This window comes from Curtobacterium sp. MCBD17_021 (assembly GCF_003234525.1).
Classification (GTDB): domain Bacteria; phylum Actinomycetota; class Actinomycetes; order Actinomycetales; family Microbacteriaceae; genus Curtobacterium.
The window spans coordinates 18,071-38,568 of sequence record NZ_QKTS01000006.1; the positions used below are offsets into that span (position 1 = coordinate 18,071).

Genomic DNA, 20,498 nt, shown 5'->3' on the forward strand with positions numbered 1-20,498 from the left:
CATGGAACAGACACCGATGCCGCAGACCCCCCTGCAGCAGCACCCACTCCTCACCCTCGACCGGGTGAGCAAGTCGTTCGGCCCCGTCCAGGTGATCACCGACGTCACCGTCGACGTCCACGCCGGGAAGGTGCAGGTCCTCCTCGGCGAGAACGGCGCCGGGAAGTCGACGCTCATCAAGATGATGTCCGGCATCCACCAGCCCGACGGCGGACGGATCCTCGTCGACGGAGCCGAGGTGAGCCTCCCGACCGTCTCGGCCGCGGAGCGGCTCGGCATCGCGACCATCCACCAGGAGCTCAACCTGGTCGGGTCGCTCAGCGTCGCCGAGAACGTGATGATGGGCCGGATCCCGACCCGCTTCGGCATGGTCGACCGGAAGACGCTCCGCCGCCAGGCGGAGGCGGCGCTCGCCACCATCGGGCTCGACGTCGACGTCGACACCCCGGTCGGCGACCTCGGCATCGCCCGGCAGCAACTCGTCGAGATCGCGAAGGCGCTCAGCGTCGACGCGCGGATCCTCATCCTCGACGAACCGACCGCGGCCCTCACCCGCCACGAGACGGAGGCGCTCTTCCGGGTCGTCGCGGACCTGCGTGCCCGGGGCGTCGGCATGCTCTTCATCAGCCACCACCTCGACGAGATCGCCGAGATCGGTGACACGGTCGCGGTGCTCCGCGACGGTCACTTCGTGGCCGAGGTTCCGGCGTCGACGCCCGAGGACGAGCTCGTCCGGCTCATGGTCGGGCGGAGCATCGAGGAGCAGTACCCGACGGGCGCCGCCGTGGTCGACCGTGCCGACCCCGTGCTGCGGGTCGAGCACCTCACCGCCGCCGGGCGCTTCACGGACGTGTCCTTCGACGTGCACGCCGGCGAGATCCTCGGCATCTCCGGCCTCGTCGGCGCCGGACGTACCGAGTTGGTCCGGGCGATCGCCGGCGCCGACGGCTACGACAGCGGCACCGTGACCGTCCGCGGCCGCGCCCTCGGCAAGGGCAGCGTCGCCGGCGCGATCAAGGCCGGCATCGGACACGTGCCGGAGGACCGCAAGGGCCAGGGCCTCGTGCTCGGCGCGTCGGTCAACGACAACCTCGGCTACGCCACGCTCGCATCCAGCGCCCGGGGCGGTCTCGTCGACTTCGCCGGGCAGAAGCAGCGCGCCGAGCAGGTCGCTGCCCGCCTGCGGATCCGGATGCACGACATCGACCAGCCGATCGGCTCCCTGTCCGGCGGCAACCAGCAGAAGGCCGTCTTCGGTCGGTGGATCCTCGCCGGCTCGAGCGTCCTGCTGCTGGACGAGCCGACCCGCGGTGTCGACGTCGGCGCGAAGGTCGAGATCTACGAGCTCGTCAACGCCATCACCGAGGCCGGTGGTGCCGTGGTCATGGTGTCGAGCGAACTCCCCGAGGTCCTCGGCATGAGCGACCGCATCCTCGTGATGCGCGACGGCCGGATCGCCGGTGAGCTCGACGGCGCCGACGCGACCGAGGACGCCGTCATGACCCTCGCCGCCCGCGACGTCAGCAATCCCCAGAACGGGCAGGCCGACGCCGCCTGACCCGGCACCCCACTCCGCACGGCGCACCCCCACCGGACCTCCCGCCGCCGTCCCCTCCCCCGCGTACAGCGCAGTACCTCCCAGAAAGCACCCGCATGTCATCGACCACTGTGAAGGCCCCGTCGCGGTCCTCCTCGTTCACGAAGTTCCTCGCGAACAACGGCGCCCTCGTCGGCCTCGTCGTGCTCTGCATCGCGCTCTTCATCGCGACGCCCGACTTCCTCACCGGCCGGAACCTCCTCAACATCGGCATCCAGGTGTCGACCGTGGCCGTGCTCGCGTTCGGCGTGACGTTCGTCATCGTCGCCGGCGGCATCGACCTGTCCGTCGGGTCGGTCGCCGCCCTGTCCGCCATGGTCTCCGGCTGGTTCTTCGCCACCGCGGGGCTGCCCGGCTGGCTCGCCCTCGTCGGCGGGCTCGTCGCGGGACTCGCCACCGGCGTCGTGAACGGCCTCGCGAGCGCCTACGGCAAGCTGCCGTCATTCATCGCGACCCTCGCCATGCTCAGCGTCGCCCGCGGCCTGACCCTCGTGCTCTCCGACGGCAAGCCGGTCCCGACCTCCCCCCAGGTGTCGTTCCTCGGCAGTGACATCGGCCCGGTGCCGGTGCCGATCATCGTCCTGGTGCTCGCCGCCCTCGTCGCCTCGTTCATCCTCAACCGCACCGTCATCGGCCGCAGCATGTACGCGGTCGGCGGCAACGCCGAGGCCGCACGCCTGTCGGGCCTGCCGGTCAAGCGCATCGTCGTCGTCGTCTTCGCCCTGTCCGGCCTGTTCGCCGCACTCGCCGGCCTCCTGCTCGCAGGCCGCCTCGACTCGGCGCAGCCGCAGGCCGCCAGCGGGTACGAACTCGACGCGATCGCCTCGGTCGTCATCGGTGGCGCCTCGCTCGCCGGTGGTGTCGGTCGCATCTCCGGCACGTTCATCGGTGCACTCGTCCTCGTCGTCATCCGCAACGGCCTGAACCTGCTCAACGTCAGCTCGTTCTGGCAGCAGGTCGTCATCGGCCTGGTGATCGCGGTCGCCGTCGGCTTCGACGTCCTGCGCCGCAAGACGCGCAGCAGCTGACCTCCCACTCCTCCCCCCTCCCCCACACCACCAGCACTAAGGAACCAACGATGAAGTTCTCCTCCTTCCAGAAGGTCGCCACCGTCGGCGTCGTCGCCGGCCTGGTCGTCCTCGGCACCGCCGGGTGCAACCGCACGAGCACCAGCGGCGCGGCCGGCGGCGGCAGCGACACCAAGGTGACGCTCGCCCTGTCCACGCTCAACAACCCGTTCTTCGTCGAGGTCCGCGACGGAGCCAAGGCCGAGGCGAAGAAGCAGGGCGTCACGCTCGACGTCGTGGACGCCCAGAACGACTCCGCGCAGCAGGCGAACCAGCTGCAGACCGCCTCGAGCGGCAGCACCGACGCCGTCATCGTCAACCCGGTCGACTCCGACGCCGCCGGCCCGAGCGTGACCGCGCTCAACAAGGCCGACATCCCCGTCATCGCCGTGGACCGCACCGTCAACGGCGCCGACGTCGACTCCTTCATCGCGAGCGACAACGTCGCCGGTGGCAAGCAGGCCGCCGATGACCTGGCGAAGGCCATCGGCGAGAAGGGCGAGATCCTCGTCCTGCAGGGCCAGGCCGGCACCTCCGCCAGCCGTGACCGCGGCAAGGGCTTCGCCGAGGGCATCAAGGCGTACCCCGGAATCACGGTCGTCGGCAAGCAGACCGCGAACTTCGACCGCGCCACCGCCCTCGACGTCACGACGAACCTGCTGCAGGCACACCCCGACGTCGTCGGTGTCTTCGCCGAGAACGACGAGATGGCCCTCGGCGCGATCAAGGCGCTCGGTGGGAAGGCGGGCAAGGACGTCAAGGTCGCCGGGTTCGACGGCGAGGCCGACGGTCTCAGCGCGATCGAGGACGGCACGCTCAGCAGCACCGTCGCCCAGCAGCCGGCGAAGCTCGGTGCCCTCGCGGTCGACCAGGCGATCAAGGCCGCCTCGGGCAAGGCCGAGAAGACCGTCCAGGTCCCGGTCGTCTCGGTGACCAAGAGCAACGTCGGAGACTTCACCAAGTGAGCCGCACCACCGGAACCGTGGTCGTCGTGGGTTCGCTCAACGTCGACCAGGTCGTGACCGTCGAGCGGCACCCGTCGCCCGGCGAGACCCTCGTCGCGACCTCCATGTCCCTGCTGCCCGGCGGCAAGGGCGCCAACCAGGCTGTCGCCGCCGCCCGTCGCGGCGCGACCACCGCGATGGTGGGGAGCGTCGGACGGGACGGCTCGGTGCAGGTCGCCACGAGCCTCCTGGCCGACAGCGGGGTCGACGTCACGCACGTCCGTGCCGTCGACGCCCCCACCGGTCTCGCGACCGTCACCGTCGACCGGAGCGGCGAGAACACGATCGTCGTCGTCCCGGGCGCCAACAGCGCCACCGACCGGGAGGCCCTCCTCGCCTCCGCCTCGGTCGTCGCGTCCGCCGCGGTGGTCGTCCTGCAGGGCGAGATCCCGGCGGACGGCATCGCCGCCGCCGCGGAACTCGCGTCCGGACGGGTGCTGCTCAACCTGGCGCCCGTCGTGCCGGTCGACCGGGAGGTCGTGCTCGCGGCCGACCCGCTCGTGGTGAACGAGCACGAGGCAGCGCTCGTCCTCGCGCAGCTCGACCCCGGTGCGGAGGTCCCGGCGGACGAGCCCGCACTGGTCGCCGCGCTGCGGGGGCTCGGTGTGCGGAGCGTCGTCGTGACGCTCGGTGCACGGGGTGCGCTCGTGGCGGACGGGACGGACGACCTCGTCGCTGTCCCGTCCCCCCGGGTGACCGCGGTCGACTCGTCGGGTGCCGGTGACGCATTCGTCGGTGCCCTCGCCGCCGGGCTCGCGGCCGGGGACTCCCTGCTCGACGCCGCACGGCAGGCCGTCCGGGTCGGGGCGTTCGCCGTCCAGGGGGCCGGGACGCAGCCGTCCTACCCGACGCTGGACGACGTGCTGCCCTCGGTCGATCTGCCGCACGAGTCGGCTGCTCAGGCTGATCCGGCTGCTCCGGCCGCTCCGGCCGGGGGTGCATCGTGAAGAAGGGCGGCATCCTCAACGCCGAGCTGAACGCCGGTCTCAGCCGGCTCGGCCACGGCGACCTGGTCGTCGTCGCGGACTGCGGCCTGCCGATCCCACCCGGCGTGCCGGTCGTCGACCTCGCGCTCGTGCACGGGGTCCCCCGGTTCGTGGACGTCCTCGACGCCCTGCTCGGGGACGCCGTCTTCCAGGAGTGCATCGCCGCGATCGAGGCTGCCGGTACGGAGGCCGACGGGTGGCTCGCCGACCGGTTCCCGGAGCGACGTGCGGTGTCGCACGAGGAGCTCAAGGCGCTGTCGGCGGACGCGCGTCTGTTCGTCCGGACCGGCGAAGCCACGGCGTTCGCGAACGCCGTGCTCGTCTGCGGCGTGCCGTTCTGACCGGGGTCCCGGCCGGGTCATCCCCTCGGCCGGGACTGCCGCCGCTTCCGCGCTGTCCCGAGGGGCTTCGCCCTGGCGGCCCGACGGCGCTCGACCAGGGCCCGGTCAGGCGCGAGGTCAGCCGTCGCCCTGCTCGGGCAACTCTCGTCGGTAGAACACGAGTGCCCCACGGCCATCGACCTCCACCAGGCCGTTCGCCTCGAGGACACGCCGCGAGGCCGTGTTCGTCGCGTCCGTGTCCGCCACCGGTGCCCGCGCGCCGCAGACGGCTGCACGGCGCAGTGCCAGTCCGACGGCATCCGTCGCCAGACCGGCGCCCGAGCCGACGGGACCAGGCCCTACCCGAACTCGACAGTCCCCCTGACATCGGGTGGTCAGGAGAAGCCGAATCCGCCGACAGCGAGACCGTCCGACGTGCGCCGGACCCGTCACGCCACGTCGTGGGCCGCCCCGCTCCACGACGCACGCCGCAGCGGCATCGCCGGCCCGTGCCCGCCGGCCGACAGGTACGACGCAGGGTAGGTGGCGTGCGGCCAACGAGCAGGGAGGACGTCGAGGTGCATCGCGGCGAGCACCGCTTCGATACGTCGACCGGCGGCCTCCATGCGCAGTGCGGTCTCGTGCATGGCACAGACGTGCAACGTGAGCAGCTCCCCCCACGTCGGGGTCGGCGCGTTCGCGGCCAGGACGAGGAGGTCCGGGGCCGGGATCTCCCAGTCATCGGCGATGCCGCAGACGAGGAGGTCCCGTTCCAGCGTGAGGAACCGGACGGCGTCGAGGAGCGGTTCGAGTTGCGGCAGGAGGGCAGCTGCCTCGGCCAGGGAGCGCTCTTCGACGACGTCGCGGAGCTGATCGAGCTGGTCGGCCACGCTGGTCAGTGCGGCGCGTTCTCGCCACAGTGCGGCGGAGAGTCTGTGGATCATGGCGGAGCCTCTGGTGGGGAGCAGTGTGAGCATGCGATCGCGCGTGCCGCCGACGGGTGTGGACGACGACCGCGGTGACTCATGACCGAGTCGAGCACGAGGTGAACGTGGACCGTCCGTGGTCTGAACGGCGAGAGTACAGCACGGTCGTCAGCACCCCCGCGCTCCACATCTGGGGCTTGACAACGGACTCCTCATGATCCTGCGCACACCACGCTCTCGGTGGAACGCTTCGTCTCCCCCCGTCCACTACCGAGCCACACCTGCTTTGGGTACATACAGGTTCCGGCAGCCCGACCTACCGTTCACTCGTCACCCGCACCGGGCATCACGGACGACGAACGGATGCGGGCGGACACCGAGCGGGAGCACTTCCAGCACACCCGGGAGTGCGTGCTCCCGCTCGTCCCTTCCGACCACCCCACACTCGAAGGCCCATCACATGCGCACCATCACCCGGATCAGCGCCGCGACCACTGCCGTCCTCCTGGCAGCCGGCGCGGCCGTCCTCACCGCCTCCTCCGCGAGTGCCGCCGAGAGCTCGACCACCGCGACCGCAGCCGTCAACGGCGGCACCCTGTCCATCTCCGCACCGGGGACCGTGGCGTTCCCGGCCGTCGACCCCGGCACGACGAGCCAGGCCGCCGTGGCCGCCGTCACCGTCAGCGACACCCGCGCGGGCGTCCTCGGCTGGACCGCCTCGGTCAGCGTCTCCGAGTTCGTCTCCACCGCGGACTCGAGCCGCAAGGTCGCTGCGGACGAGTTCACCTACACGCCCTCGGCCGCTTCGAAGACCGGCACCGCCACCGTCACGACGAGCGCCCCGGTCACCGGATCCGCGCAGGGCGCCGCTGTGCAGACCGCCACCGACGTCACCGGGAACAACAGCGCGTCCTGGTCCGCGGCCCTCGAACTCGCCGTACCGTCCGATGCCCTCGCAGCCGACGACTACCGCGCCACGGTGACGCACTCGGTCCTCTGACCCCCTGACCGGGCAGTTTCGGGACTGCCCAGGCCGGGGTGGAGGATTCGGGTTCCTCCGCCCCGGCCATCCCTTGCTCTCCTCGCGTTCCTCGCGCTCCTCGAAAGGTCCCCTCGTGCGTTCCGCCATCGTCCTCACAACAGCAGCGGTGATCGCCTGCACGCTCGGTGCCGTCACCCCGGCATCCGCCAGCACGGACCAGGACGGCGGGGTCGGTGTCCGTCTCGTCCCGGACGGGAGCAGGACGACCTCTGCGCAGGACCGCGCCTACCTGATCGCGAACCCGGACGTCGGCGGCACGGTCCGCCGTACCGTCGAGGTCAGCAACACCTCCCGGGATGTCCAGGTGGTGACGCTCTACCCCGGTGCCGCCACCATCCGTGACGGCGCCTTCGTCGGTGAGGCCGCCGAGGCGACGAACGACCTCGCTCGATGGACCTCGCTCGCGAAGACCGAGATCGTCCTGTCGCCGGACGAGACGGAGAGGGTCGACGCCGAGATCGCCGTTCCCCGTTCCGCCGCGAGCGGGGAACGCTACGGCGCCATCTGGGCTGCAGTCCAGGCGACATCACCCTCCGGCTCGGTGGACACCGTCAACCGAGCCGGCATCCGCATGTACGTCAACGTCGGCAACGGCTCAGCACGGCCCGCCTTCGAGATCGAGGACCTCGCCGCCGCCGACCACGACGGTGCGACCGGGGTGATCGCCACGGTCCGGAACACCGGCAGCGTGGCCGTCGACCTCACCGGGCAGCTCCGCCTCGTCAAGGGCGGCCTCACCGCCGGTCCGTTCAACACCTCCTCCGCCACGACCATCGCCCCGGGTGACACGAGCACGGTTGTGTTCACCGTCGACCCCGACCTGCCAGGCGGGGGATGGCATGCGACCGCGGCCCTCTCCAGCGGCACGTCATCGCGGACGGCTTCGGCGACGGTCGTCCTCCCGGTCCGCGCCGTCGCTGCCCCCGCTCCGAGTCCGATCGCCGTCGCTGCCGCCGCCGCAGGGGTCACGGCGGCCCTCGCGCTCCTGGTCACCCTCCTCGTGCGGCGCCGACGGACGGGCGGCACTCCTGGCCAGGGTGCTCGTGCGTCGGTGGTGGCGGACGCACGTCCACACACCTGATCCGCGACCCGGAGCACACCGTTGCGTCGAACGGGGCCCGCCTCCTCAGGTGAGGGTGCGGCGATCACCACCGTCGTCACCGACTCCGTCGTCCTCGTCCACCTCTTCGATCGCGTACTCGTCCTCGAACGCCGGCGACGGATCGGCGTCGAGGAGGGCGGTCGTCACCTGCTCGAGCACATGACTGAGGACGTCGTTGTCCTCCTTGGGCAGGTGGTCGATGACCTCGACGACGACCCGGTGGTAGCGGGCGTACGCGTCGTCGATCTTCTGCGCTGCCTGCACCGTCGGCTCCAGGACCTGCGCCCGACGATCCGTGGGGTGCGGCTCCCTGACGAAGTCCCCCTTCGCGACGAGCCCGTCGACGATCTTCGTGACCGAGGCGTTCGAGACGTTGAGCATGACGGCCAGGTCCTTCGGTCCCATCAGACGCCCATCACGATGCGCCTGCAGCATGTACCGGACCGCGTGGAACTCGTTCTTCGACAGACCGGATTCCTTGCGCGCCTGTTCGAGTTGCTGTTCCTCAGCGTGCTGCAGGCGCAGCAGGGCCTCGACCGCGTTCTTCGCCGCACGCGACCGCGGCTCCCGCGCGTAGAGGTGCATGTGCTCCCGGCGGACGACGGTCAGCGGCACGATGGGACCTCCATTGAGTGGGACGAGCGGCTCGAGCTAGACCGCGGGTGCCGCGAAGAAGTCGGCGTACGACGGTCCCGTGCTCGCGCTGAGCAGCGACGGGTCTTCGGCGCGGCGAGAAGCGTACGTCTCGATCGTCGTCGGATCCGTGAGTCCGAAACGCCGGTGCATACCGGCCAGGTCTGACGTTCGGGGCATCCCCTGGTACGTGCTGTGCATGTTCCTCGCCACCTTCTCCTGCTCGGTGTCCGGTCGTCGATGCCCGGACACCCATATCTTTCACAAAGAGAACGATTCGCGCAACTGAACATTTGTGGGAGTGTACGTTTCGCGTGTCGAACGATGTGTTCGCATCGTCCCGCTCGGCGGCGCCTGTCCTCCGCGGTGACACCGGTCGACGGCACAACCACGAAGACGCGACGGCGCCGCAGGGAGGAGGTGAACGCCTCGATCCTCGGGAACGAGGCTGTGATCGGAGCGCTTCATCTCTCTCGCGTCGCCCCGATCACGCGGAAAGAGCCCCGACAGAACTACGGTCCTGTCGGGGCTCTTCGGTTCGGTTCGGTCGGGCTGACAGGATTTGAACCTGCGACCCCTTGACCCCCAGTCAAGTGCGCTACCAAGCTGCGCCACAGCCCGTGAGTCCGTACGGACCCAGACCCCGCGTCCACGAAGGACGCTGCAGGCCCTGCTCCCCACCCGACCGAGCGCGGAGCAGCCCATCCAGCATAGCGGAAGCGCGAGCCCCACCGCGCCACGGACCGCAGCCCGCGCGCGTCAGCCCTGGGGGTGCAGCGCCGACGTGCCCTCGCGGCGAGCGCCGACACCCTGGGCAGCGTGACCAGGTCGGACGACCCGCCGCTCCCGGGCCAGCCACGGCAGCGCGAACCCGGCGAGCAACGCCCCGAGCCCGTCCGCCGCCAGGTCCCCGATGGTGTCGTCGTACCCGACGTAGATCGTGTCATCGACGAAGTTGTGCCCGAGCCACTCGCCGATCTCCCACACCGATCCGATCGCCATCCCCGCGGCGAGCGCCACGAGGGCGGAGAGCAACACCCCGGCGCGCGGGGCCGAGGCGATGACCCCGGCGTCCGAGGCGATGACGTACAGCAGTCCGGCGAGCAGCCCGACCAGGATGACGTGGACGACCTTGTCCCACAGGAACACGGTCGTGTACCAGTCGAGCATGCTGCTCCACGCGGCGACCAGGCTCAGCAGGACGACGGCCGCGTCGAACGTCGGGCGGAGTCCGAGCATGCGCGGGACGACGGCGCCGAGGAGTGCGAGCGCCATCACGGCGAACGCCACCGCGCCCCACCCGACGGCGGCGACGGGCACGCTGACGAGCGTCACGATCCGGAGCACGTCGGCGGCCCAGACGGCGCCGTGCGGTCGGCGGAGGAACGTCAGCCCGAGGGTGGCGATCACGCGCTCGTTCCGAACGACAGGACGGCGTGCACGGCGAGGTGGTCCGAGGGCCACACTCCCCCGGGCCGTCTGGTGGACACGGCGACGCGGGACACGACGGCGTCCTCGGTCGCGAGCACACCGTCGATGCGCGGCCGGTCGGCGCGGGGCTCCCGGTAGGCGGCGTACGTCCCGACTTCCGACGTCTCCGGACGGGAGGCCCGCCCCCAGGTGTCGGGGACGCCTGCGTCCGCCAGCGCGCGCCACGGCGCCGACCCGGCGGCGGCGTTGAAGTCGGCCATCACGACGGCCGGCAGCCCGGATTCGGCCACGATCCTGCCGAGGAGCTGCGCGGACCGGAGCCGCGCCCACGGTGACACGACGTCGAGGTGCGTCGCGAGGGCGAGGAAGCGTCCTCCGGTGGCGTGGTCGTCGAGGACCACTCCGACCACGTGGCGGGGGAAGGCGGTGGCCCAGGCACGACTACCGGGGCGGAGCGGTCGGCGGGAGAGCGCCCACGAGCGGCGTTCGACAACGGTGCAGCGCTCGGTGTCGACGAGGACCCCGACGGCCTCGCCGTCGCCGTGGCGGTCCCGCCCGAGGAGGACCGCTTCCCACCGTTCGCCGATGCCGGTGGCGAGGTCCACCGCCTGCGGGCGCAGGGCCTCCTGGACGGCGAGCACGGTCGGCTGCTCGGAGGCGACGAGCGCGACGACGGCGTCCCGACGGTGCTCCCAGGCGTCCGGGTGCCCGGCGGGCCGGGGTACCTGACGACGCAGGTTCAGGGTCATGCAGTGCAGATCGGGAGGCGACACCGGCCCGATGGTCGGTCGGTCGTCGGCCTGTCGGAGCATGCTCCCGTTCTACCGACCGTACGGACCCGGTTCCCAGGCTGGTGGTCGTCCGGCTCCTATGGTGGCTCGATGCGTTCCCGACCCGTTCGTTCCCTGCTCGCGCTCGCGGTGACCGGCCTCGTCCTTGGCGTCACCGCGTGTTCGGGTGCCGCGCCGGAGCCGCAGCCGACCTTGGCCCGCGCAGCGTCCGATGCCGTGACGGTGGTCGCGCAGGACTCAGGAGCGGAACGGTCGATCCGGACGAGTCGAGCGCTGTTCCGGTCGGCTCCCGGGGCGGTCGTGGCGCCCGCGGACGACGCCGACGCGGTGCGACGGGCCGCGAGCGCCGCGGTCCGCGCACACGTGCCCGCGCTCCTCGTGAGGACGGGACCGGAGGCCGTCGACGCCGAGCTCGAACGACTCGACGCGTCCTGGTACCAGGCGGTCGGCGACGTCTCGCTCGACACGGACGTCGCGGAGCGGGACGCGCCGGAGGCGGGCCAGCGTGCGGAGGCGGCAGGGACCTCCCGGCAGACGGTGCTCGTGGCGGACCGGTCAGCGGACGCCGCTGCGGTGGCGATCGCCCGCGCTGCCGGTGCTCAGCTGGTGGAGATGCCCTCGGGCGTGTCGGACCCTGCCGCGTCGGGTGACGTCGTGCGTGCGCTGCACGCAGCGGAGGGTCGGCCGACGCTGCTGCTCGGTGCCGCCTTCGCCGGCCTCGGTGACCCCGAGTGGGTCGTGCGGGCCGCGCAGACCGGGTACCGGATCGGTGACGGCGGCCAACGGCCCTTCGACGGGCACCGCTACACGGCCCTGTACGGCGCTCCGGGAGCGCCTGTGCTCGGAGTGCTCGGCGAACAGGACCCGGCGGCGAGCGTCGAGCGCGCGAAGACGCTCGCGCAGGAGTACCGCGGCATCTCGGACGTACCCGTCACGCCCGCGTTCGAGGTGATCGCCACCGTCGCGGCCGGTGAGGCCGGGGACGACGGGGACTACTCGCGGGAGCTGCCGGTGTCCGCGCTCGAGCCGTACGTCGACGCGGCACACGAGGCCGGCATGCCGACGATCATCGACCTGCAGCCCGGCCGGAGTGACTTCCTGTCGCAGGCGAAGCGGTACGAGTCCCTGCTGCGGCGACCCGACGTCTGGTTGGCGCTCGACCCGGAGTGGCGACTCGGGCCGGACCAGGTGCCGCTCGAGCAGATCGGCACCGTCAGCGCTGGCGAGGTGAACGAGGTGTCGGAGTGGTTGGCGGGACTCGTCCGGCGCGAGGGACTGCCGCCGAAGGCGCTCGTCCTGCACCAGTTCCGGCTGTCGATGATCTCGGACCGGGGCTCGCTGGCGTCGCACCCGGAGCTCGACCTGCTCGTGCACGTCGACGGGCAGGGGGCGCAGCCGGACAAGCAGGCGACGTGGAAGGCGCTGCACGAGGGCGGTCCGGAGGGGCTGCACTGGGGGTGGAAGAACTTCCACGACGAGGACTCGCCGATGCTGACGCCGGAGCAGACGATGTCCGAGGTGCAGCCGACCCCGTCGCTGGTCACCTACCAGTGACTGGTCGCGGGTCCTCCACAGTCTGGCGCGCCCGGCTCAGCGGCGACGCGGAGCGTTGCGCGGGCGCGCCGACCGAGCCTGCCAGGGAGGGGCCGGGTTCGTCGGTCGCTCCTGACAGCATGGGGGCATGAGTTCAGCTGCTGCTTCCTCCGTCCCGCCGGCTGCGGGGGTCGCGCCGACCGCGGGTCCGACCGCCCCCGCGGATGCGGCACCGTCGGCCGGTCCGGCACCATCGGCTGCGATCGCTGCCGAGGCACAGGAGGCCCTGCAGGCGTTGACCGGTCGGGTCGACGCCGTCTTCCACCCGGGACAACTCGAGGCGATCTCCGCGCTCGTCGAGCACCGGCAGCGTGCCCTCGTCGTGCAGCGCACCGGATGGGGCAAGTCGGCGGTCTACTTCCTCGCGACCCTGCTGCTCCGGCGCCGGGGCGGCGGGCCGACCGTGCTCGTGTCGCCGCTGCTCGCGCTCATGCGGGACCAGGTCGCCGCGGCTGCGCGGGCCGGGGTGCGAGCGGTGTCCATCAACTCGGCGAACGCGCACGAGTGGACCGAGACGCAGGGCGCCCTCGCCCGCGACGAGGTCGACGTGCTCCTCGTCTCCCCCGAGCGGCTCAACAACCCGAAGTTCCGCGACGAACAGCTGCCCGCGCTCATCGGGCGGATGGGGATGCTCGTCGTCGATGAAGCGCACTGCATCTCCGATTGGGGGCACGACTTCCGGCCGGACTACCGGCGCCTGGCCGAGCTCATCCGCTCCCTGCCGCACGGCGTCCCGGTGCTCGCGACGACGGCGACCGCGAACGAGCGCGTGGTCGAGGACGTCGCCGAGCAACTCACCGCCGGCCCGGACGCTCCGGTGTTCACCATCCGCGGGTCACTCGCCCGGGCCTCCCTGCGGCTCGGCGTGCTCACGCTCCCCGATGCCCGTGCCCGGCTCGGCTGGTTGCTCGCGCACCTCGGCGACCTGCCCGGCAGCGGCATCATCTACACGCTCACGGTCTCCGCAGCCGAGGACATCGCCCGCCTGCTGCGCGAGTCCGGGTACGCGGTCCGCGCCTACACGGGCCGCACCGACAACGAGGAACGCGAACAGCTCGAAGGGCAGCTGAAGGGCAACGAGCTGAAGGCACTGGTCGCGACGAGTGCGCTCGGCATGGGGTTCGACAAGCCCGACCTCGGCTTCGTCGTGCACATCGGCGCGCCCTCCTCCCCCGTCGCGTACTACCAGCAGATCGGTCGAGCCGGCCGCGCGACGGACAACGCCGACGTGCTGCTGCTGCCCGGACGTGAGGACCAGGAGATCTGGCAGTACTTCGCGAGCGCGTCCATGCCGACCGAGTCGCGCGCCTCGGCCGTGCTCGGCGCGCTCTCCCCCGACAGCGCCATGTCGACCGTCGCCCTCGAAGGGCTCGTCGACATCAAGCGTTCGACGCTCGAGCTCCTGCTCAAGGTGCTCGACGTCGACGGTGCCGTCCGTCGTGTCGGCGGGGGCTGGGTCACGACCGGCCGCCCGTGGGAGTACGACGCCGCCCGCTACGAGCGTGTCGCCGCTGCCCGTGCCGCCGAAGCCGCGTCGATGCTGGCGTACGAGTCGACCAGCGCGTGCCGGATGCAGCTGCTCCAGCAGGACCTCGACGACCCCACGGCCGAGCCGTGCGGCCGCTGCGACAACTGCGCCGGTGCCTGGTACCCGACGGACGTCTCCGACGCCGACCGCTCCGGCGCCGCGACCGCGCTCGACCAGGTCGGCGTCGAGATCGCCCCGCGTGCGCAGTGGCCCTCGGGCATGGCGTCGCTCGGGGTCGCGGTGAAGGGGAAGATCCCGGCCGGCGAACTGGTCGCGCCGGGCCGTGCGGTCGCCCGTCTCACCGACCTCGGGTGGGGCGGGCCGCTCCGTGCGCTGTTCTCTCCGGGAACGCCCGACGGGCCGGTCTCGCGGGAACTCGTCGACGGCTGTGTCCGCGCGCTGAAGGACTGGCCGTGGGAGGTCCGACCGACCGGCGTGGTGGCCCTGTCGTCGCGCTCCCGCCCGCAGCTCGTCGGCTCGCTCGCGCAGGCGCTGTCCTCGATCGGGCGGCTGCAGCACCTCGGGACCCTCGACCGCGACGGCGGCGTCCCGCGCGGTGACGGTGCGACGAACAGCGCCTACCGACTGTCCGGCGTCTGGGACACCTTCGTGGTCGGTCCCGAGCTGGCAGCCGCACTGCAGGCGCACGAGGGGCCGGTGCTGCTCGTCGACGACCTGGTCGACAGCCGGTGGACGATCACCGTCGCGGGGCGCGAACTCCGCCGAGCCGGTGCGTCGGCCGTGCTGCCGTTCGCGCTCGCCACGGTGGCCTGATCCACCGACGCGGGATCACGATGCGTTGGCGACGAGTGGGACGAGACGATCGCGGTCAGCGCTCCCGAGTGTCCCCCCGCGTCGGCTTCGGGAAAGTGGTCCGCATGTGATCGCTGGTCAGGACGTCCCCGACGCCGACCATGAGCACCGAGAACACGATCTGCTCGATGACCATCCAGAACGGGTAGAGGCCCGGGATCGCAGCGATCACCAACGTCACGATCGGGAAGATGCGACTGAAGAGCCGCAGCCGCTGGTACGCCCAGTAGTACCCGAGCTGCGCCCGCCACGCGAACACGGAGAGCGTCAGGGTGATGAGCAGCACGACCGTCGCGCGGAACCAGACCGCCCACGGAACGTCCTGCCCGGCGCGGGTCAGGACCACGGCGACGACGATCGCGGTCAATCCGACGACGGTCTCGGCGATGAGCAGCCACCGGATCCACCGGAACGACCGCACGGTGTCGGCATGGGCGAGCATGTCCTCGCGGATGACGTAGCTGCCCTGACGTCCGCCAGCCAACCGGTCGAGCCGGAGACGGGTCCACGCACGGTCCGCTCGGACGGAGAGGGCGGGAAGATGCTGCGTCACCGTCCCATCGTGCCGTATCCAGTCCGGCTTCCGGCCGCGGCTCTCCCGGGTTTCCCGGGTATCCCGGTGGGTAACGCTGCCCCGGTAGGCAGCACAGGTCCGGCAGGGAGCACGACTCCGGCTGAGAACACGAACGGCCACCAACGCGGTGACGTCGATGGCCGTTCATGACCGGTGCCGCGGGGAGCGCTCCGGCTCCCCGTTGCGGGGTCAGCGCTTCCGGCGCTCGCGGACGCGCATGTTGACCACGATCGGCGTGCCGTCGAAGCCCCAGACCTCGCGGAGACGACGCGTGATGAAGCGGCGGTACTGCGGGTCGAGGAACGCCGACGTGAACAGCACGAAGGTCGGCGGCTGGCTCGACGCCTGCGTGGCGAACAGGATGCGGGGCTGCTTGCCGCCGCGGACCGGGTGCGGGTGCTCCTGCACGAGTTCGGCGACGAAGGCGTTGACCTTGCCCGTCGGGATGCGGGTGTCCCACGACTCGAGTGCGGTCTCGAGGGCGGGCACGAGCTTCTCGAGGTGACGACCGGTGCGGGCCGAGATGTTCACACGAGGAGCCCAGGCGACGTGCGCCAGGTCCTGCTCGATCTCGCGCTCGAGGTAGCGGCGTCGCTCGTCGTCGAGCAGGTCCCATTTGTTGTAGGCGAGGACGAGGGCGCGTCCGGACTCGAGCACGAGGTCGATGATGCGGAGGTCCTGCACCGAGACCGGCTCCGTGACGTCGAGGACGACGACGGCGACCTCGGCCTTCTCCAGCGCGGCCGTCGTGCGGAGCGAAGCGTAGAAGTCGGCGCCCTGCTGCATGTGCACGCGCTTGCGGATACCCGCGGTGTCGACGAAGCGCCAGGTCTTGCCTCCGAGCTCGATCTGCTCGTCGACCGGGTCACGGGTCGTCCCCGCGAGCTCGTTGACGACGACGCGCTCCTCGCCGGCGGCCTTGTTGAGCAGCGAGCTCTTGCCGACGTTCGGGCGTCCGAGGATCGCCACGCGACGCGGCCCACCGATCTCCTGCTTCGCGACCGCGGACACGTCCGGCAGCGTCGCGATGATGAGGTCGAGCAGGTCTGCGACACCGCGACCGTGCAGGGCCGACACCGGGTGCGGCTCGCCCAGCCCGAGGTTCCACAGCGCGTGGGCCTCGAGGTCGCGGCGCTCGTCGTCGGACTTGTTGGCGACGACGATCACGGGGCGGTCGGTGCCGCGCAGCATCTTGACGACGTGCTCGTCGGTCGCGGTGATGCCGACTGTGACGTCCACGACGAAGAGGACCGCGTCGGCGAGGTCGATCGCGACCTCGGCCTGAGCGGCGACCGAGGCGTTGATGCCCTTCGCGTCGGGCTCCCACCCGCCGGTGTCGACGATGGTGAAGCGCTTGTCGTTCCACTCGGCCTTGTAGCTGACCCGGTCTCGCGTGACGCCCGGCGTGTCCTGCACGACGGCTTCACGGCGGCCGAGGATGCGGTTCACGAGCTGCGACTTGCCGACGTTCGGCCGTCCGACGATCGCGAGCACCGGGAGGGCCGGCAGGTACGCGACCCCGTCGACACCGAGCTTGCCGGCTTCGAGGAGCGCGATGTCCTCGTCGTCGAGCTCGTAGTCCTCGAGCCCGGCTCGGAGCGCGCTCGCACGCTGGTCCGCTTCGGCCTCGTCGATGTCAGCGAGCCGCTCGCCGAGGGAGTCGTCGTACTCGGGGAAGTCGTCGTCGCTTCGGTCGTCCAGCTGCGCCATGGTGGTTTCCTTGCCGGCGGCCGGGCGGCCGCGTGTTCGTGGTCCAGTTGCGGCCGTGTGGCCGCCTTGTCGTCAGTTCGTGGCCGAGCGGGCCAGATCGACCACCGCCTGCACGGTCTGGTCGAAGTCGAGGTCGGTGGAGTCGAGGGTGGTGACGCCGTCGGCGGCGTTCATGAAGTCGACGACCTTCGCATCGGCAGCATCCCGACGGGCGAGGGCGGCCGAGGTCTCTTCGGCCGACTGGGTCGTGACCTCTGCCGACCGACGTGCCATCCTAACGGATTCGTCGGCGGTCAACAGGATGCGGACTTCGGCGTCCGGCGCGACGACCGTCGTGATGTCGCGCCCCTCGGTGATGATCCCCTGCCCATCGGCCATCCGCATGACCTGGCGGAACAGCGAGACGAGCTTCGCGCGGACGTCGGGCAGCTTCGCGATGTGCGCGACCGCGGCCGTGACCTCGGGCGTGCGGATGGCGTCGGTGACGTCGACACCACCGACGCGCACGTAGTAGTCGTCGGGATCGGTTCCGATCTCGTAGTCGAAGTGGTCCCAGCTCGCGAGCACCGCTGTCGGGTCGTCGAGGTCGATGCCCTGCTGCAGTGCGTGCCAGGCGAGCGCACGGTAGGCCGCGCCGGTGTCCTGGTACCCGAAGCCGAGCGCCCGGGCCGCAGCACGGGACACGCTCGACTTGCCGCTGCCGGCGGGACCGTCCACGGCGATGACGACCTTCGCGACGAACGCGCCGGCCGGGAGCCCGGCGGGCATCGGGTCACGCGTCGAGCCCAGTTCACCGGCGCCCTGACCGTCCGGACCGCCGGTGACGTCCCCACCGCCGAGCGGGCCGGGCTGGTCGGCGGGGGTCGGCAGACCGGCGTCGGGCCCGTCCGGGCCTCCGGTCACGCCGGACTCGAGTGCGGTGTCGTGGTCGTTCAGGCCCATGCTGCTGCGATCCTCCATCCGCGACCCTCGAGTTCCTCGACGAGTCGCTGTTCGTGCTCGGGGACGACCGACACCTCGGCGATGCCGATCTGCGCCCGTGGCGAGTGCTCGAGGTGCAGGTCCTCGAGGTTGATGCCGAGCTCCCCGATGGTGGTGAGGAGTGCGGCGAACTGCCCGGGCCGGTCATCGATGAGGACGACGACCCGGGCGAAGCGGGTGGTGGAGCCGTGCTTGCCGGGCAGCCGCTCGACCCCGCGGTTGCCAGATGCGATGATCTCGGCCAGGCTCCGGGGCGATCCGGGGGCCGTCGGGTCGGCGAGGGCGCCGATCACCCGGTCGAGTTCGTCCCGCAGGTCCGTCAGCACCGGTCGGATGTGGGCGGCGTTCGCCCCGATGATCTGTACCCAGAGACCGGGGTCGCTCGCAGCGATGCGGGTGACGTCACGCACCCCGCCGCCAGCGAGCCCGAGGGCCTCCCCGGGAGCGTCACGGAGCCGAGACGCCATCAGCGTCGACACCAGCTGCGGCACGTGCGAGACGACGGCGACCGCCTGGTCGTGCGACTCGGGGTCCATCGGGACGACGGTCGCACCGAGGTCGAGCGCCAGGTCCTCCACCGCGGCAGCTCGGTGGTAGGTGATGTCGTCGTGTCCGGCGATCACCCACGGTCGACCGATGAACAGGTCGGCCCGGGCGGCGGTGGGGCCGCTACGCTCTCGACCGGCCATCGGGTGCGAGCCGATGTACCGCGAGACGTCGGCGCCGACGGCACGGAGCCGTTCGAGCGGCCCCGACTTGACGCTGGCGACGTCGGTGACGACAGCGTCCGGGAAGGCGGCCAGTTCGCGTTCGACGACGGCGGCCGTGACGTCCGGCGGCACCGCGACGACGATGAGCTCCGGCGCGTCACCCGGCGACGGACGACGCCCGGCGCCGTAGTCGACGGCGAGCGCCAGCGCGGCCGGGGACACGTCGTCGAGGACGACGTCCACCCCCTTGTCACGCAGGGCGAGCCCGATCGAGGCGCCGAGCAGCCCGGTGCCGACGATCCGGACCGGCCCGCGGAGGCGCCGGTCCGTCTCCGACGGCGAGCGGTCGACGGAGACCGGTGCGTCGGGGGTGTTCGTGCTGGCGTCGGTCACGCGGCAAGCCTAGCGAGGGGTGCTGCTCGGCAGCGGGACTGCGCCGGGCCTGTGGAGAACTCCCCACACGCTCCCGGCGCCGTCCGTGGCCTCGTCAGTCCGTGCTCTCCGCGTCCTCGTCGCCCGTGCGGGTCCCCGCCGTCCGCGCGATGCCGAGCAGCTTGCCGAGCTCGACCGTGGTCAGCTCGCGCACCTGACCGGGCGCGAGGCTGCCGAGCTGCAGCGGCCCGAAGGACCGTCGGACGAGCTCGAGGACCGGGTGCCCGACCGCTTCGAGCATGCGGCGGACGATCCGGTTGCGACCGGAGTGCAGCGTGATCTCGACCAGGGACTCCCCGCGCGAGGACTCGAGCAGACGCGCCTTGTCGGCGGCGATCGGCCCGTCCTCCAGGTCGATGCCGTCGAGCAGCAGCTGCAGGGTGGACGGCGTCATCGTGCCGTCCACCTTCGCGACGTACGTCTTCGTCACACCGAAGGACGGGTGGGCCAGCACGTGGGCGAGGGCGCCGTCGTTCGTCAGGATGAGCAAGCCGGCGGTGTCGTAGTCGAGGCGGCCGACGTTGAACAGTCGTTCCTCGAACCGGTCGACGAACCGGGAGAGGTCCGGACGGTCGTGCTCGTCCTGCATGCTCGAGACCACGCCGGTCGGCTTGTTGAGGACGACGTAGCGGCGGGAGGTGTCGGTCTGCACCGGCACACCGTCGACGGCGACCTCGTCGGTGTCCGGGTCGACGCGACGACCGAGCATGTCGGCGACCTCGCCGTTGACGGTGACACGTCCCTCGGCGATCAGGTTCTCCGCGACACGTCGGCTGGCGACACCCGCAGCGGCGATGACCTTCTGCAGGCGCTCACCGCCCTCCTGGAGGTCCGGCTCACCCGAGTCGGTCGTCGTCCCGTCCGCCGGGTCCCAGTCCGGGATGATCGGGCGTTCGGGCGTGCCCTCGGCGGGACGACCCGCGTCGTCCCGCTCCCCGGCGGGCAGGGGCGTCGTGCGCTTGCGTGCGGGGTCGTTGCGCGGGCTGGTCGTGCCACCGACGTAGCGGCGGCCGTTGTGCCAGACGCTGCTCGGGGCACCGTCCGGGCTCCGACGGTCGTCACGGCGCGGGTCGCCACCACGCTCGGCACCCCGGTCGTCCGGGCGACGGGTCGCCCCGCGGTCGTCACGGCCTCGGTAGCCACCGCGCTGGTCGTCGCGGCCGCCACCGCGGGAGTCACGTCCCTGGTAGCCGCCACGCTCAGCGCCACCGCGAGAGTCACGTCCCTGGTAGCCGCCACGCTCGGCGCCGCGGTCGTC

At 71.7% G+C, this 20,498-nt stretch carries 19 protein-coding genes and 1 tRNA gene; 9 read left to right on the forward strand and 11 right to left on the reverse strand.

The annotated features are described in order from the left end of the window. Position 1: 1 nt before the first annotated feature. From DEI83_RS07165 to rbsD, 5 genes are all read left to right on the forward strand, one after another. Complete coding sequence (locus DEI83_RS07165) at positions 2-1,558, forward strand: sugar ABC transporter ATP-binding protein (protein ID WP_111081109.1); 1,557 nt, start codon at positions 2-4, stop codon at positions 1,556-1,558. A 95-nt stretch (positions 1,559-1,653) separates the two neighbouring features. After that, complete coding sequence (locus DEI83_RS07170) at positions 1,654-2,625, forward strand: ABC transporter permease (RefSeq protein ID WP_110890591.1); 972 nt, start codon at positions 1,654-1,656, stop codon at positions 2,623-2,625. Between the two features lie 50 nt (positions 2,626-2,675). Further along, positions 2,676-3,629 (forward strand): substrate-binding domain-containing protein, encoded by a 954-nt coding sequence (locus DEI83_RS07175; protein ID WP_111081110.1) that lies wholly within the window; start codon positions 2,676-2,678, stop codon positions 3,627-3,629. Beyond that, a complete protein-coding gene (locus DEI83_RS07180; protein ID WP_220036759.1) occupies positions 3,626-4,615 on the forward strand; it encodes a ribokinase in 990 nt (329 codons plus the stop codon). Before DEI83_RS07175 ends, DEI83_RS07180 begins: the two co-directional genes overlap by 4 nt. Then, positions 4,612-4,995 (forward strand): D-ribose pyranase, encoded by a 384-nt coding sequence (gene rbsD, locus DEI83_RS07185; RefSeq protein ID WP_111081111.1) that lies wholly within the window; start codon positions 4,612-4,614, stop codon positions 4,993-4,995. The genes DEI83_RS07180 and rbsD overlap by 4 nt, the downstream gene beginning before the upstream one ends. Positions 4,996-5,112: 117 nt before the next feature. Here the strand turns inward: rbsD and DEI83_RS16205 are convergent, their stop codons facing one another. Together DEI83_RS16205 and DEI83_RS07190 are read right to left on the reverse strand one after the other, a co-directional pair. Then, positions 5,113-5,241, reverse strand: a complete 129-nt coding sequence (locus tag DEI83_RS16205) for a hypothetical protein (protein WP_258371091.1) — start codon at positions 5,239-5,241, stop codon at positions 5,113-5,115. Between the two features lie 182 nt (positions 5,242-5,423). Then, the gene (locus DEI83_RS07190) at positions 5,424-5,918 is read right to left on the reverse strand and encodes a hypothetical protein (protein ID WP_146243266.1); all 495 of its coding nucleotides are present in this window, start codon (positions 5,916-5,918) and stop codon (positions 5,424-5,426) included. Between the two features lie 442 nt (positions 5,919-6,360). Between DEI83_RS07190 and DEI83_RS07195 the strand changes: the two genes are divergently transcribed. Together DEI83_RS07195 and DEI83_RS07200 are read left to right on the forward strand one after the other, a co-directional pair. Then, on the forward strand, positions 6,361-6,900 hold the full coding sequence (locus DEI83_RS07195; RefSeq protein ID WP_111081113.1) for a hypothetical protein: 540 nt from the start codon (positions 6,361-6,363) through the stop codon (positions 6,898-6,900). A gap of 115 nt (positions 6,901-7,015) precedes the next feature. Then, the gene (locus DEI83_RS07200; RefSeq protein WP_111081114.1) at positions 7,016-8,023 is read left to right on the forward strand and encodes a peptidase; all 1,008 of its coding nucleotides are present in this window, start codon (positions 7,016-7,018) and stop codon (positions 8,021-8,023) included. 45 nt (positions 8,024-8,068) lie between these two features. Here DEI83_RS07200 and DEI83_RS07205 read toward each other — a convergent pair whose 3' ends face one another. The 4 genes from DEI83_RS07205 to DEI83_RS07220 all read right to left on the reverse strand — a co-directional run bounded on the left by DEI83_RS07205 (position 8,069) and on the right by DEI83_RS07220 (position 10,920). Continuing rightward, positions 8,069-8,659: a MarR family winged helix-turn-helix transcriptional regulator gene (locus DEI83_RS07205; RefSeq protein WP_111081115.1), complete on the reverse strand. Its 591-nt coding sequence runs from the start codon at positions 8,657-8,659 to the stop codon at positions 8,069-8,071. Positions 8,660-9,224: 565 nt separating this feature from the next. Continuing rightward, a tRNA-Pro gene (locus DEI83_RS07210) sits at positions 9,225-9,298 on the reverse strand. A 138-nt stretch (positions 9,299-9,436) separates the two neighbouring features. After that, positions 9,437-10,087, reverse strand: coding sequence for a hypothetical protein (locus tag DEI83_RS07215; RefSeq protein ID WP_111081116.1), 651 nt, complete (start codon positions 10,085-10,087; stop codon positions 9,437-9,439). After that, positions 10,084-10,920 carry an endonuclease/exonuclease/phosphatase family protein gene (locus tag DEI83_RS07220; RefSeq protein ID WP_111081117.1) on the reverse strand — a complete coding sequence of 279 codons (837 nt, stop codon included), beginning with the start codon at positions 10,918-10,920 and terminating at the stop codon, positions 10,084-10,086. The genes DEI83_RS07215 and DEI83_RS07220 overlap by 4 nt, the downstream gene beginning before the upstream one ends. A gap of 69 nt (positions 10,921-10,989) precedes the next feature. On the opposite strand from DEI83_RS07220, the gene DEI83_RS07225 reads away from it, so the two are divergent. Next, positions 10,990-12,453, forward strand: coding sequence for a hypothetical protein (locus tag DEI83_RS07225; protein WP_111081118.1), 1,464 nt, complete (start codon positions 10,990-10,992; stop codon positions 12,451-12,453). Between the two features lie 127 nt (positions 12,454-12,580). After that, positions 12,581-14,794, forward strand: coding sequence for an ATP-dependent DNA helicase RecQ (locus DEI83_RS07230; RefSeq protein WP_258371092.1), 2,214 nt, complete (start codon positions 12,581-12,583; stop codon positions 14,792-14,794). A 55-nt stretch (positions 14,795-14,849) separates the two neighbouring features. Here the strand turns inward: DEI83_RS07230 and DEI83_RS07235 are convergent, their stop codons facing one another. From DEI83_RS07235 to DEI83_RS16210, 5 genes are all read right to left on the reverse strand, one after another. Then, positions 14,850-15,386, reverse strand: coding sequence for a hypothetical protein (locus DEI83_RS07235; RefSeq protein WP_111081119.1), 537 nt, complete (start codon positions 15,384-15,386; stop codon positions 14,850-14,852). 210 nt (positions 15,387-15,596) lie between these two features. Next, positions 15,597-17,117 carry a ribosome biogenesis GTPase Der gene (gene der / locus DEI83_RS07240; RefSeq protein WP_111081120.1) on the reverse strand — a complete coding sequence of 507 codons (1,521 nt, stop codon included), beginning with the start codon at positions 17,115-17,117 and terminating at the stop codon, positions 15,597-15,599. 72 nt (positions 17,118-17,189) lie between these two features. Next, positions 17,190-17,885: a (d)CMP kinase gene (gene cmk / locus DEI83_RS07245; protein WP_111081300.1), complete on the reverse strand. Its 696-nt coding sequence runs from the start codon at positions 17,883-17,885 to the stop codon at positions 17,190-17,192. A gap of 164 nt (positions 17,886-18,049) precedes the next feature. Next, a complete protein-coding gene (locus tag DEI83_RS07250) occupies positions 18,050-19,201 on the reverse strand; it encodes a prephenate dehydrogenase (protein WP_111081121.1) in 1,152 nt (383 codons plus the stop codon). Positions 19,202-19,295: 94 nt separating this feature from the next. After that, the gene (locus DEI83_RS16210) at positions 19,296-20,048 is read right to left on the reverse strand and encodes a pseudouridine synthase (RefSeq protein WP_258371110.1); all 753 of its coding nucleotides are present in this window, start codon (positions 20,046-20,048) and stop codon (positions 19,296-19,298) included. Positions 20,049-20,498: the final 450 nt, after the last annotated feature.